The 12,099-nt window shown below is 66.1% G+C and carries 10 protein-coding genes and 1 pseudogene; 5 read left to right on the top strand and 6 right to left on the bottom strand.

Annotation, left to right across the window (positions count from 1 at the left end; translation table 11 throughout):
* Positions 1-14 precede the first annotated feature (14 nt).
* Complete coding sequence (locus tag ACZ9H4_RS15065; RefSeq protein WP_476119393.1) at positions 15-1,784, top strand: cobaltochelatase CobT-related protein; 1,770 nt, start codon at positions 15-17, stop codon at positions 1,782-1,784.
* A gap of 22 nt (positions 1,785-1,806) precedes the next feature.
* Here ACZ9H4_RS15065 and ACZ9H4_RS15060 read toward each other — a convergent pair whose 3' ends face one another.
* From ACZ9H4_RS15060 to ACZ9H4_RS15050, 3 genes are all read right to left on the bottom strand, one after another.
* Entirely contained in the window at positions 1,807-2,667 is an 861-nt protein-coding gene (locus ACZ9H4_RS15060; RefSeq protein ID WP_476119391.1) for an MBL fold metallo-hydrolase, read from the bottom strand.
* A gap of 142 nt (positions 2,668-2,809) precedes the next feature.
* On the bottom strand, positions 2,810-3,643 hold the full coding sequence (locus ACZ9H4_RS15055) for a class II glutamine amidotransferase (protein WP_408148157.1): 834 nt from the start codon (positions 3,641-3,643) through the stop codon (positions 2,810-2,812).
* 230 nt (positions 3,644-3,873) lie between these two features.
* Entirely contained in the window at positions 3,874-4,551 is a 678-nt protein-coding gene (locus tag ACZ9H4_RS15050; protein ID WP_408148159.1) for a MarC family protein, read from the bottom strand.
* A 371-nt stretch (positions 4,552-4,922) separates the two neighbouring features.
* Here ACZ9H4_RS15050 and ACZ9H4_RS15045 point away from each other — a divergent pair, with 371 nt between their 5' ends.
* From ACZ9H4_RS15045 to glgA, 3 genes and pseudogenes are all read left to right on the top strand, one after another.
* The gene (locus ACZ9H4_RS15045) at positions 4,923-5,138 is read left to right on the top strand and encodes a DUF3311 domain-containing protein (RefSeq protein ID WP_408148161.1); all 216 of its coding nucleotides are present in this window, start codon (positions 4,923-4,925) and stop codon (positions 5,136-5,138) included.
* On the top strand, positions 5,135-6,607 hold the full coding sequence (locus ACZ9H4_RS15040; protein ID WP_408148163.1) for a sodium:solute symporter family protein: 1,473 nt from the start codon (positions 5,135-5,137) through the stop codon (positions 6,605-6,607). Before ACZ9H4_RS15045 ends, ACZ9H4_RS15040 begins: the two co-directional genes overlap by 4 nt.
* Before the next feature lie 342 nt (positions 6,608-6,949).
* Positions 6,950-8,564, top strand: a pseudogene (gene glgA / locus ACZ9H4_RS15035) (glycogen synthase GlgA).
* A 94-nt stretch (positions 8,565-8,658) separates the two neighbouring features.
* Here glgA and ACZ9H4_RS15030 read toward each other — a convergent pair.
* Positions 8,659-9,468: a phytochelatin synthase family protein gene (locus tag ACZ9H4_RS15030; protein ID WP_476119388.1), complete on the bottom strand. Its 810-nt coding sequence runs from the start codon at positions 9,466-9,468 to the stop codon at positions 8,659-8,661.
* Between the two features lie 226 nt (positions 9,469-9,694).
* Between ACZ9H4_RS15030 and ACZ9H4_RS15025 the strand changes: the two genes are divergently transcribed.
* A complete protein-coding gene (locus ACZ9H4_RS15025; protein WP_476119386.1) occupies positions 9,695-10,036 on the top strand; it encodes a DUF1289 domain-containing protein in 342 nt (113 codons plus the stop codon).
* Positions 10,037-10,043: 7 nt separating this feature from the next.
* Here ACZ9H4_RS15025 and ACZ9H4_RS15020 read toward each other — a convergent pair whose 3' ends face one another.
* Together ACZ9H4_RS15020 and ACZ9H4_RS15015 are read right to left on the bottom strand one after the other, a co-directional pair.
* A complete protein-coding gene (locus tag ACZ9H4_RS15020; protein ID WP_408148171.1) occupies positions 10,044-11,207 on the bottom strand; it encodes a diguanylate cyclase domain-containing protein in 1,164 nt (387 codons plus the stop codon).
* Positions 11,164-12,045 carry a hypothetical protein gene (locus ACZ9H4_RS15015; RefSeq protein WP_476119384.1) on the bottom strand — a complete coding sequence of 294 codons (882 nt, stop codon included), beginning with the start codon at positions 12,043-12,045 and terminating at the stop codon, positions 11,164-11,166. Before ACZ9H4_RS15015 ends, ACZ9H4_RS15020 begins: the two co-directional genes overlap by 44 nt.
* Positions 12,046-12,099 lie beyond the last annotated feature (54 nt).

The raw sequence follows: 12,099 nt of genomic DNA, 5'->3' as shown, positions 1-12,099 counted from the left end.
GCGGGAGCGCACGCATGAACGCGAGAACGCACCTGCCAGGCGCCCCACGCGACACGCGCGGCTTCGCGTTCGAATCGACGCTCGGCAAGGTGGCCCGCGTGCTCACCGGGCAATACGGCGTGACGGTCGTGTTCAGCCCCGATGGGCCGCGCGTCGAACCCGGCCGCATCGTGATTCCAGACTATGAGCTGAACGGCGGCGTCGAACGCGACGTGCTGATCGGCTATCTGGATCTGCTGGTGGCGCGCGCGAAGCATGCGTCGCTCGCGCAGCTCGACGCATTGCCCACGGGCGTCGTGTCGAATCTCGCCCAGGTGATCGAAGACCGTCGCGTGTGCGGCCAACTGCTCGACGAATATCCTGGCGCGCACTGGTTCATCGGCAAGCTCCGCGCACATGCCGCCGGGCGGGTCGCGCAACGCTGGCCGCAATTGCATTGGCGCGAGCGGCTCGTGTGGCTGATCGAGCGCGCGCTGTGGGACGAACCGCCGAGCCGCATCGAAGCGAGCCATTCGCTGCTGGCCGCGCTGCATGCCGCGCAGGATCTGCTGCAGGAGGCGCGCGCGAGCGGCTCGACCGCGCGGAGCATCGCGACGGCGCAAGCCCTGGTGGCACGCGTACGGGCCTTGTCGGCAGGCGACGTGAACAGCATGATGTTCACCGCCGATCCGGTCGAGGACATCGATACGGAAACGGCCCAGGCCGAGGCCGCGCCCTTGTCCTTCGACGACGACACCGTCCTGCCCGATCACGACAACGCGGCCGCGCCGCCCGCCGAGCGAAGCGGTGGCGTGCAGGCCGATGACGCGACCGGCATGGGGCAATCGCTCGCCGACGCGCAAGAGCCGTCCAGCCACGCCGACGGCGCAGCGGGCACGGCGGCTACTCATGCCTCGCCAGCCACGCTGTCGATCCCGCTCGCGACCGAATTCGATGTGATCGCCGACCTCACGGGCCAGGGCGACAGCGCCGCGTGGCGCGCGCTGCGCGCGCAAGCCCGCGCGGACACCGCGCCGCTGAAGGAGAAACTCGAACGCGCGCTGAGCGCCGACGAACGCATCCGCTGGCGCCGCGAGCAGGAGCGCGGCGAAATCGACCGCACCGCGCTGGCCAGGCTCGCGACCTCGCCCGGCTACCGCACGCCGTTTCGCACGCAGCGCGCGGCCAAGGGGCGCGACGTCGCGGTGACGCTGCTGATCGACCGCAGCGGTTCGATGGCCGGGCGCAAGATCGAACTCGCGCGCCTGTGTGCGAGCGCGCTATGCGACGCGCTCACGCAGTTGTCGTTCGATTGCGAAGTGCTCGGCTATTGTTCGCTCGAATCCGCGCCGATGCGCGCGCTCTACGAGCGTCAGCTTGCTGCCGGCGCGGATCTGCGGCGCTATAACCGCTTTGTCGAGCGGCTCGATCTGAAGGTGTACAAACGTTTTGGCGCGACGGATCTGAGCGGGATCACCGCGATCGACTGCGGTCACGAAAACCCGGACGGTGAAGCGCTCGCGTGGGCCGCGACGCGGCTCGCCGATCATCAGGCCGCGCGGCGCATCCTGATGGTGTTTTCCGACGGCTATCCATCGACCGGCGATGGCGACCCGCGGGTGTTGCGCCGCGATCTGCGCGAACGCGTGGCGGCGATCGGCAAGCGCGGCATCGAACTGGTAGGCGTCGGCGTGCTGACCGACGCGGTCGAGGACTTCTATCCGCGCAACGTGGTGGTGAGCCGTCTCGCCGAATTGCCGTCGATCGTGTTCTCGGTGCTGAGCTCGATGCTGCTGACGCGCTGAGCCGCGCGCCTTCACCGCCGCCTCAGAACGCGTTCAACGGAATCTTCAGATAGCGCACGCCGTTGTCTTCCGGCTCCGGCAACGCGCCCGCGCGAATGTTGACCTGGATCGCCGGCAGGATCAGTGTCGGCATGCCGAGCGTGCAATCGCGCGCGGTGCGCATCGCGACGAATTCGGCCGCGCTCACCGCGTCGTTCAGATGGATGTTGTCGCGGCGCTGCTCGGCCACGGTGGTTTGCCAGCGCGGCTCGCGCGACGGCGGCGGGTAATCGTGGCACATGCACAGCCGTGTGTCCGGCGGCAACGTCAGCAGCTTGCGCACGGACTCGTACAGCGTATGCGCATCGCCGCCCGGAAAATCGCAGCGCGCCGAGCCGAGGTCCGGCATGAACAGCGTATCGCCGACGAACACCGCATCGCCGATCCGGTAGGCCATGTCAGCGGGCGTATGGCCCGGCACGTGCAGCGCTTCGCCGCTCAGTTCGCCGATGCTGAAGCGCTCGCCGGCAGAGAACAGATAATCGAACTGACGGCCATCGGTCGGCAGATCCTCGCCGAGATTGAAGATGCGCCTGAACACGCCCTGCACGATGCGAATGCTCGCGCCGATCGCAATCCGGCCGCCCAGCGTCTCCTTCAGATAAGGCGCTGCCGACAGGTGATCGGCATGCGCATGCGTTTCCAGCAGCCACACCACGCGCAAGCCATGCTCCCGCACGAACGCGACGACACGTTCGGCGCAAGCCGTCGACGTGCGGCCGGACTTCGGGTCATAGTCGAGCACCGGATCGATCACCGCGCAGGCCGAACCGTCGCCCGCGTGGACCACGTACGTGAAGGTGCCGGTGGTGACATCGTAGAACGCTTCTATCTGAGGTGTCATGGTCGTCTCGAGGTCGGTCCACGCAATCCTGCATGAGGGATCGCGGCGCGGCGATGCAACGCACGCGCTCCTCGTTGCGGGCCATCGGCGCCCTCGCGCACCGTGGTTTGTATGGTTGTGAACGCCATCCCCGCTACGCCGCTCAGGCCAGTTGCGGCTTGAACGGATAGTGCTCGATCTCGCCGCCGCGCGCGACCACCGCCGTGCTTTCGGGAATCTCCTGCCACCAGCCGGGCAAGTCCGCGAGCGGCTCCGACAACACCAGGAACGCATTCTCGCCGGCCGCCTTGATGCGCGGATCGTCGGGATAGAGTTCCAGCAGGTGACGAAACGACGTGCTGTGAAATAGCGACCGCGATTGCCCTTCGCTCGAATAGCGCACGGCGACGACCTGCTCCCCGTCGGTCGCGCACACCGTCATGTTCAGCGGTTCATCGACGCCGTGCTTCTGGCCGGTCGCCTCGACGAACGCGACCATCCGTTCCAGCGCGGTGACGGGCGCCAACTCCAGGCCGAAGCTCAGCGCGAGAAAGAACAGCACTTCGGAATCGGTCGATCCTTCGATGGACGGAAACAGGTCGGCGTCGATCGCGACCATCAGATCGCGGCGCACCGCCGGATAGTTGCGCACCAGACCGTTGTGCGCGAATAACCAGCGGCCATGACGGAACGGATGACAGTTGGTTTCCTGGGACGGCGTATCGGTCGCCGCGCGAATGTGCGCGACGAACATCGGCGCCCGAATCGCCCGGGCGGCTTCGCGCAGATTGCGGTCGCTCCATGCGGGCTGGATGCAGCGGTAGCGAAACGGGATGTCGGTGGGATGCCCGTACCAGCCGATTCCGAAGCCGTCGCCATTCGTGGTGGTGTGGCCGAGCCGGGAATGCAGGCTCTGGTCGATGAGCGAATGTTTGGCGTTGAACAGCACCGTTTCGAGTTGAAGCGGATTGCCGGTATAAGCGAGCCAGCGACACATGAATGCTCTCCTTTGTCGACCAGAGTTAGCGCTTCAGCGCTTACTCTGGTCCCATGCAAGACACTTGCGGTCGACCAGAGTTAGCGCTTCAGCGCTTACTCTGGTCCCATGCAAGACATTGCTATCGACCAGATCAGAGTTAGCCCTTTAGCGCTTGCCCTGGTCCCATGCAAGACACTTGCTCTCAGCCACAACCCACCTCCCCGGCACACCCCATCACCCGCTCCACACTACTTGCCCACCGGCTGCAAGGTCGCAATCGGAATCAGGAATTCGGAGAAGCCAGTCAGCATAATCTGCACGCCGATGCACAGCAGCAAAAACGAAGATACACGCATCGCGACCTTGGTTCCTTCGACGCCGAGATACTTCGCAAAAATCACCGCACGGCTGTAGATCAGATAAACGGTAGCGGCCACCGCGAACGAGATCACCACCGACGCGATGCTGGACAGCACGAACTCCGACAGCTTGTGCGTGCGGTTCGCGGTCAGCGCGACCGCGGTGGCGATCGAGCCTGGCCCGGTAGTCAGCGGAATGGTGAGCGGGAAGAACGCCTTCGACATCGCGTTGTCCGCATCGACGCGCTTGACGGCCGACGGCTCGGCCGGTTGCGTGTCCGGTGCGTTGAGCATCTGCCAGCCGCCGACCGCCACGGCGAGCCCGCCGCCGATGCGCAACGCCTCCATCGAGATGCCGAAGAAATGCAGGATCGGCGTGCCGATGAAGAACGCCACCAGCAGCACGCACACCACGTTGATGGCGATTTTCCGCGCGAGCGCGGTGCGCTCTTCGGTGGTCAGCGCCGCGGTCCGGTCGAGGAACACGAAAGCAATGCCGATCGGATTAATGATGCTGATCAGCCCGGTAAAGCCAAACAGAATGTCCGAGATCAGACTGGCGACCATATGCGACCCGTGTCGGGCGGCAGCTCCCGGTGGCCGGACGTTCTGCCCGCGCACCCGGAGCGCCGCGTCATGTTGATGAAGCCGGAGCGTCATGCGCGATCCGGACCATGCTCGCACTGCGTGGCGAGAATCATATCGCGGCGCGCCAGCCCGGCCGCAAAAAGCCTCACAACACGAGGTATCGCGCGGCGCGCCGCCGTCTGCGCAGCGCCTTGCAGCGCAACAAGCGCCGGCCGAAAGATGCATCCGCAACTTTCAGAAAGCCTACACTTTTTTGACCACCTTTACGTAACCAAAGTATCCGGCATACAGTCCTCAGCGAAGCCGCACTTTCAACGAGACGTACTCAACCGGTTCGAGGAGTTGCCCCCATGTTGCTTCGTGTACTCGCCGCGTTGCCGTTCATCGGCATCCTGCTCGGCGTCCCGTTTGTGAATCGCGTCGAGCCGCTGGTGCTCGGCATGCCCTTCGTGCTGGCCTGGATCGTCATGTGGGTGGTGCTGAGCTCGATCCTGATGGCGCTCGTCTACCGTCTGGACCCGGCCAACCGCAACTTCGTGGCCGAGGCCGAGGAGGTACGCTCATGAGCGCACTCGTCATCATCGCGGCCGTCACGCTGTTCGCCCTCTATCTCGGCGTACGCGCGCGGCGCGGCCACGACATGAACCTCGAACAGTGGAGCGTGGGCGGCCGCAGCTTCGGCACCGCCTTCGTGTTCCTGCTGATGGCGGGCGAGATCTACACGACCTTCACCTTCCTCGGCGGCAGCGGCTTCGCGTACGGCAAGGGCGCACCGGTCTACTACATTCTTGCGTACGGCACGCTCGCGTACATCCTCTCGTACTGGATGCTGCCGCCGATCTGGCGTTACGCGAAGAAGCACCGCCTCGTGTCGCAACCGCACTTCTTCACGCGCAAATACGAGAGCCCCGCACTCGGCACGCTGGTCGCACTCGTGGGCGTGGCCGCGCTGATTCCGTACCTCGTGCTGCAACTGAAGGGGCTCGGCATCATCGTCGCGACGGCGTCGTATGGCGCGATTTCGTCGACGGCGGCCGTGTGGATCGGCGCCGCGGTCGTGACCGCCTACGTGATCGTCTCGGGCGTGCGCGGCTCCGCGTGGAACTCGGTCGTGAAGGACCTGCTGATCCTCGCGATCGTGCTGTTCCTCGGCATCTACCTGCCGCTGCACTACTACGGCGGTCTGGGCGACATGTTCCGCGCGATCGACGCCGCCCGCCCCGGCTTCCTCGCCTTCCCGGCGCGCGGCTCGAGCGTGACGTGGTTCCAGTCGACCGTGCTGCTGACGGCGCTCGGCTTCTTCATGTGGCCGCACACGTTCGGCTCGATCTTCACCGCGAAGGACGAACGCATCTTCCGCCGCAACGCGATGGTGCTGCCGCTGTATCAGCTGATCCTGCTGTTCGTGTTCTTCGTCGGCTTCGCGGCGACGCTGCGGGTGCCGGGCCTCAAAGGCGGCGACATCGACCTGTCGCTGTTCCGCCTGTCGTTGCAGACCTTCGACCCGTGGTTCGTCGGCGTGATCGGCGCGGCCGGCATTCTGACCGCGCTGGTGCCGGGCTCGATGATCCTGACTTCGGCATCGACGCTGCTCGCCAACGACGTCTATCGCGGCATGGTGAACCGCAACGCATCGGACGCCTCGGTCGCGTTGCTCGCGCGCTTCCTCGTGCCGCTGGTGGCGCTGGTCGCGGTCGGCTTCACGCTGAACGGCGGCGAGACCATCGTCGCGTTGCTGCTGATGGGCTATAGCTTCGTCACCCAGCTTTTCCCCGCGGTGATCTGCAGCCTGTTCCCGCATAACCGCGCGACCAAACAGGGCGCGTTCTGCGGGATCCTGGCCGGCGTGGCGGTGGTCACGCTGACGACCACGCTGCACTGGAGCGTCGGCCAGTTGCTGCCGTTCCTCCCCGACACGCTGAAAGACGTCAACATCGGCTTCCTTGCGTTGGCCGTGAACGTGGTCGTGTTCGTGGTGGTGAGCGCGGTGACCCAGCCGCGGCCGGTCGAACAGACGCACGCATCGGTGCACTGAGCGCGTACCGGCTTCGTTCAGTCTGAGTGCTCGAAGGGGTTGCCCGCGTCAGCGGCAACCCCTTCACTGTTTTATGTCCCGCACATTCATGTGAGCGTCCCGCGCGCAAACGGAGCGCCCGTGCACCAAAGTCAAATCTACACATGAATGAAAAAAACGCCCAGCGTACGACATCCGCGTTGATGCAAACCGCGCCTTTCCCAGTCGCTGCGCACTGCAACACAAACCGGCTCCGGCACGCTTCAAAAACGTAAAACGACAGGCACACCCCTTGCTGATGCTTCGCGCTTGCGAACCGCCTCGCACTGTGCAAGTGCAAAAATCCCACCTCCGGGGGCCAACTTGTCGCTCAACGTTCTTCTCGTCGCTTCGGAAGCCTTGCCGCTCGCCGAATCCGGCGGCCTCGGCGATATGGTCAGCGCCTACGCCGCCGCGTTGCGCGATGCCGGCGCCGACGTCTCGATCCTGATGCCCGCGTATCCCGCCGCGCTCGAACGCGCGCTCGACGTCACGCCCATCGCGCGCATGACCGGCCTGCCCGGCGGCGACGCGAAACTCCTGCGCGGCCGGATGCCCGACACCGCCGTGCCGGTCCTGCTCCTGCAGATGGATCACCTGTTCGCCCGCGAAGGCCTGTACCGCGATCCGCAAGGCCGCGACTACCTCGACAACCTCACGCGCTTCGCCTCGCTCGCGGCCGCCGCGACGCGCGTGGCGCGCGGCGTGCGCCACGTGAAGCGCCCCGACATCGTGCACGCGCACGATTGGCATGCGGGACTCACGCCGCTCTATATGCGGCTTGCCGGCGTGGCCGCAAAAAGCGTCTTCACGATTCACAACCTCGCGTTCCAGGGCAACCATCCACTCGCGATGGGTGGCTGGATCGGCATACCGCCCGAACTGCTCGCGCCGGCCCTGTCCGATGAGCGCAGCATCGAGTTCTACGGCTCGCTGAGCATGATGAAAGCCGGCATCGTGCATGCGGATCGCGTGACGACCGTGAGCCAGCGCTACGCCCGCGAGATTCTGACGCCGCGCTTCGGGTACGGCATGGAAGGCGTGCTGCAGGCGCAAGCCGGCAAGCTGTCGGGCATCGTCAACGGCATCGATACGGCGAACTGGAATCCGGCCACCGACGCGACCATCGCACGCCGCTATGGTGTCGACGACACCGCCGGCAAGCAGGCCTGCAAGCGCGAACTGCAGCAGGCATTCGGCCTCACGCGCGAGCCGTTCGCACCGCTCGTCGCCATCGGCAGCCGGCTCACCGACCAGAAGCTCGCCGATGTGGTCGTGCGCGCGTTGCCGACCTTGCTCGAACGGCATGCGCGGCTGCAATTCGCGATTCTCGGCCAGGGCGAGCGCGATCTCGAACAGGCGGTGCAGGCCTTGTCTGCCGCGTGGCCGGGACGCCTCGGGCGTGCAGATCGGCTACGACGAGCGGCGCGCCCACATGCTGCATGCGGGCGCGGATATCCTGCTGCACGGCAGCCGCTTCGAGCCGTGCGGGCTGACGCAACTCTATGCGATGCGCTACGGCACGATTCCGGTGGCGTCGCGCGTGGGCGGACTCGCCGATACGATCGTCGATTACGCGCCGCAAGACGGCCGTGACGAGGATCGCGCAACCGGCTTTCTGTTCGACGGCGAGACGCCGGAGCACGTGGCGCATGCGCTCGGACGTGCGTTGACGGCGTTCGGGCAGCCGTCGTCGTGGCACGCGTTGCAGCGTAATGCGATGAACCGCGAATCTGGCTGGGATGCGTCGACTGCGAACTATCTGGCGCTGTATGCGCAACTCGTCGATGCAAGGCCGGCGCTGCGCGATGCGCGTGTTCGCAAGACAGCCGTTCGGGGACGCGCGGCGAGCGGCGCGGCTGTCGCTACCGGCCCGCGCAGGGCTCGCGTGGAGGAAAGTTTTGCGAACGTCGCCGGGGAGATGACGCGCAGCGCGTGATACGTCGCGAGGCGTAGCGGGTGCGACGGATTCGGCAAGCAATGCGCGCTGCGGCGCGCTTTTCGTTCGTCGTATCGAGGACGCAGCGTGCGCCTCAGTGCGCGCCCCCGCTGACGATCACCAGTCCCCGCGACAGGCCGCTCACATTGTCGACCGCCAGCGCGCCCGCGTACAGTTGCGCGACCGGCACCCACACGGCCGGATACTTGTACCGCGCGACATCGAGCAGCAGCGCGCTATCGCTCGCGGCGTCGTAAGCGGCAAGCGGCGACCAGTGCCCGCCACCCTTCTCGCCGATCTCCACGCGCCGGAAGTTCAGCAGCGCAAAACGATCCTGACGAACCGTGGTGTCACGAATCCGCTCGCGGAACTGATCGAGCGTCATGTCGCTCGCGTGCCACGTCGTGACGTCGAGCGGGAACGTGCGTAGCACCGCGCTGAGTTGATCGAGCGTCATGCCCTCTTTCGATACCCGCGCGGGGTCGGCCACCTGGGGATCGATGCCGCGAAAGAAATCCTGCTGCGAAAAAAACGGGAAGTCCGGATACAGGCTCGACTCCGGACGACGAACCGCCAACGCGTTGAGCACCATGACCGAGGCCGCGACCGAACACCAGCTTTCGCTGCGCTGTGTCTCGAAGTACTGCGAGAGCGGCCAGTACGACTGGCCGTATGGCGTGGACGTCAGGCGCTTCTGGCCCGCGGGCCGCGCCAACGGGATCAGGTTGGGCGGGACGGGCAATGGGCCGTCGGCGAAACGTGCCGCTTGCGGCGCCGTGGCTTGCGCGGCGCTTTGGCCTGAGAACTGAGCGGCGCTTTGCGGCTGGGCGAGGCCGTGACTCGCGTCCGGCGACAACGGCGCACAGGCTGCCAACACTGCCGTCGCGACAGTGACAAACCCCACGGCCCGGCTTATGCGCCCGACGGCTCGCATCGACGAATATCTGGACATTGCCCCTTCCGCTGCGGATGAATCCGGAATAACGTAGCCCGCCGAGGCGTCTCGTGCCGTATCGGCGGGCTACGTTTTTTTAACACGAAACAAAACCCCGCGTGCGTTCGCCTCACTTGCGAATTGGATATACTCGTCGCCCTCGCGGTATCTGGAACGCGCGTCGAGGCTGTCGCCCATGGGCAACCTCGATCACGCTGCGGCCGGCCAGGGCCGCCGCGACTCGCGCTTTCTATCACGCATTGATATAACGATCCGATGGGCGTTCATGCCTGACCATCGACATCGATCCACCGGAAGTGAAGATCTGAACATGACAATCCAGTCACCGTGCGTCGACATTTGCAGAATCGACGGCAAGTCGGGGTTCTGCGTCGGCTGCCTGCGCACCCGCGCGGAAATCCGCGAATGGAAAGGCATGCCCGATGAGCGGCGTCAGGAAGTGCTCGACGAACTGGCCCAGCGCAGAGCGAAGCTGCCCTCCGAGGCAACGCTCACCACTGCGCCGCAAAGCTCATGAAACAAACTCACGAAGCAGCCGCCCGTCCCGCCGGTGCGACGAATGCGTAGCCATTCTTGCCGCTGCGCTTGACCTGATACATCGCGTCGTCGGCGGCGGCGACGAGGCGGCGATAGTCATCCACCGGTTCTGGAAAGCTCGCGATGCCGATGCTCGCGCGCACTACCCCGATGCCGCTCTGCTCGTCGGTGCGCACCACGCACGCGATCAGCCGCCGGGCGATCTCGGCGAGTTCCGCGTCGCTCGCGAACGTGCGCACGAGGACCGCGAATTCGTCGCCACCGATCCGCGCGACCAGATCGGTCTTGCGCACCGATTCGCGAAAGCATTTCGACACCGCGATCAGGAAATCATCGCCCGCGCGATGCCCGAGCGAATCGTTGACCTGCTTGAAGCCGTCCAGATCGATGTACAGCATCGCAAGCCTGTGAGCCGTAGACGCCGCGCGCCCCCGGGTCGCAGCCTCGTCGAGCTCCGCCAGCAGTTTGCGCCGGTTCGGCAGGCCGGTCATCGAATCGTGCAGCGACGCGTACTCGAACTCGTGCGACTGCCCCGCCAACTGGCGATTGCGCCGGGCGTACATACCCAAGGCCGTGATCAGCATGCAGAACAGCAGCGCCGCCAACGCGATCAGCGTACGCGCGACGTGCGTGATCCGCACGCGCACGTCGGCGCTGTCGGCGTCGCGTTGCACGCGCCAATAGGTCGATACGTTGCTCAGTAACGTGTCGGTGTCGTCGAGGCTTGCGTCCGCGCCGAACGCCGCCGGCGGAATATGCGGCGCCGTTGACGGGCTCGCGTTGACCAGCGCCGCGAGCGACGTGAGGCGTTGCGCGAGTTCGGCGCGCGCGCGCCGGTAGTTCAGCGCGGCGGCGGGACTCTCGCCCGACGTCTGCCGCCACATGCCGGCCTGTTCAAGCGCGCTTTGCGCATGGGCAGCCGCATCGAGCACGAGCCCGGCGTACTCCTGCTTCAACTGATCGGAAAAGACCGTCCTGATCTGCATCGCCAGATACAGCAGGCCGATCAGCAGACACAGCAGCGACGCCACGGCGAGCGTCGCGGGACCTGGTCTGAAGCGCATCGCCGGGACGCCTTCACGATCCGCGCGCCGGCTCCCGAGCGGCTCAGGGATGCGAGTAGATGTCTTGCTGCTGGCGTCCGCTGTCATGTTGCCGGTAGTCCACGCGTCGAAAGAACTGCCCGATTCGCGCGAACAGGCTGTCCTCGTGTGTCGCGTCGGGCGCTGAAGCGCGGCGCTCGGCTTGCGCGGTCCGCGCCTGCCTGCCTGAGCGTGCCGCTGCGGACTGTTGGGCGGCGGGGTCGGCGAATGTGCTAACGCGGCGGGCCGGACGGGGTGACGGTGACGATGGGGGTGGCGTACGCGGGGTGGCGTCGGCGAGCACGGCTGGGGCGGCAGGCTCGAGCGGCACCCGTGCGACCTGTCCCGACCAGACCGCCTGCCTGCTGCCCTCTTCGCCGACCGGTACCGGAGACGTTGGACTGCTTGAAGAGTCGCTCGCGATCGTCTGGCTGCCGGGCGGCGTGATCGTTGCGGGTGAGTTCGAGGCGGGCGCCGTCATTGCCGGCGCAGGCGCGGCGGACCCGAGGGCTTCGCTTGTAACCGGCCTCGATGCGGCCGGCGCAGTCGTCATCGTGTGTCTCATAGCAGCGCCCGGCGCAGCCGGCGACACTGCCGGCTCCAGCAACACGACGGATTTTACCGGTCCGCCCGCCGCTCCCGACGCCACGAGCGACGACACGGGAATCCCAAACGCCTGCCGCGCGCTCGCGATGGCCTCGGCATACGCCTGCTGATCGTGATTAAACCAGACGCCGTAAGCGACCGTGGCCAGCACGCCGCACGCCAATGCGCCGGCAGCGGCCACGCAGAGCGTGAAACGGCCGAAGCCGGGCGGCGAGGCATTCGTCCGGTGCGGGCCGCGGATGTCGAAGCGGCGGTCCCGGCCCTCTGCTTCGGATTGAGGCAAGTCGGAAACTTTAGCCATCGCAATTGCTCCGGAGTACGTCCTACTTCTGGCTCGCAAGCCATCATCAGACTT

This window comes from Paraburkholderia sp. TE9906 (genome assembly GCF_056279605.1).
Note: the sequence above shows the minus strand (reverse complement) of the source record. Positions and strands in the feature narration are given on the sequence as shown.

Bases quoted from the DNA above. Each gene is read 5' to 3' on its own strand.
- ACZ9H4_RS15065 (WP_476119393.1), top strand. From the start codon at position 15: ATGAACGCGAGAACGCACCTGCCAGGCGCCCCACGCGACACGCGCGGC.
- ACZ9H4_RS15060 (WP_476119391.1), bottom strand. From the start codon at position 2,667: ATGACACCTCAGATAGAAGCGTTCTACGATGTCACCACCGGCACCTTC.
- ACZ9H4_RS15055 (WP_408148157.1), bottom strand. From the start codon at position 3,643: ATGTGTCGCTGGCTCGCTTATACCGGCAATCCGCTTCAACTCGAAACG.
- ACZ9H4_RS15050 (WP_408148159.1), bottom strand. From the start codon at position 4,551: ATGGTCGCCAGTCTGATCTCGGACATTCTGTTTGGCTTTACCGGGCTG.
- ACZ9H4_RS15045 (WP_408148161.1), top strand. From the start codon at position 4,923: ATGTTGCTTCGTGTACTCGCCGCGTTGCCGTTCATCGGCATCCTGCTC.
- ACZ9H4_RS15040 (WP_408148163.1), top strand. From the start codon at position 5,135: ATGAGCGCACTCGTCATCATCGCGGCCGTCACGCTGTTCGCCCTCTAT.
- ACZ9H4_RS15025 (WP_476119386.1), top strand. From the start codon at position 9,695: ATGGGCAACCTCGATCACGCTGCGGCCGGCCAGGGCCGCCGCGACTCG.
- ACZ9H4_RS15020 (WP_408148171.1), bottom strand. From the start codon at position 11,207: ATGACAGCGGACGCCAGCAGCAAGACATCTACTCGCATCCCTGAGCCG.
- ACZ9H4_RS15015 (WP_476119384.1), bottom strand. From the start codon at position 12,045: ATGGCTAAAGTTTCCGACTTGCCTCAATCCGAAGCAGAGGGCCGGGAC.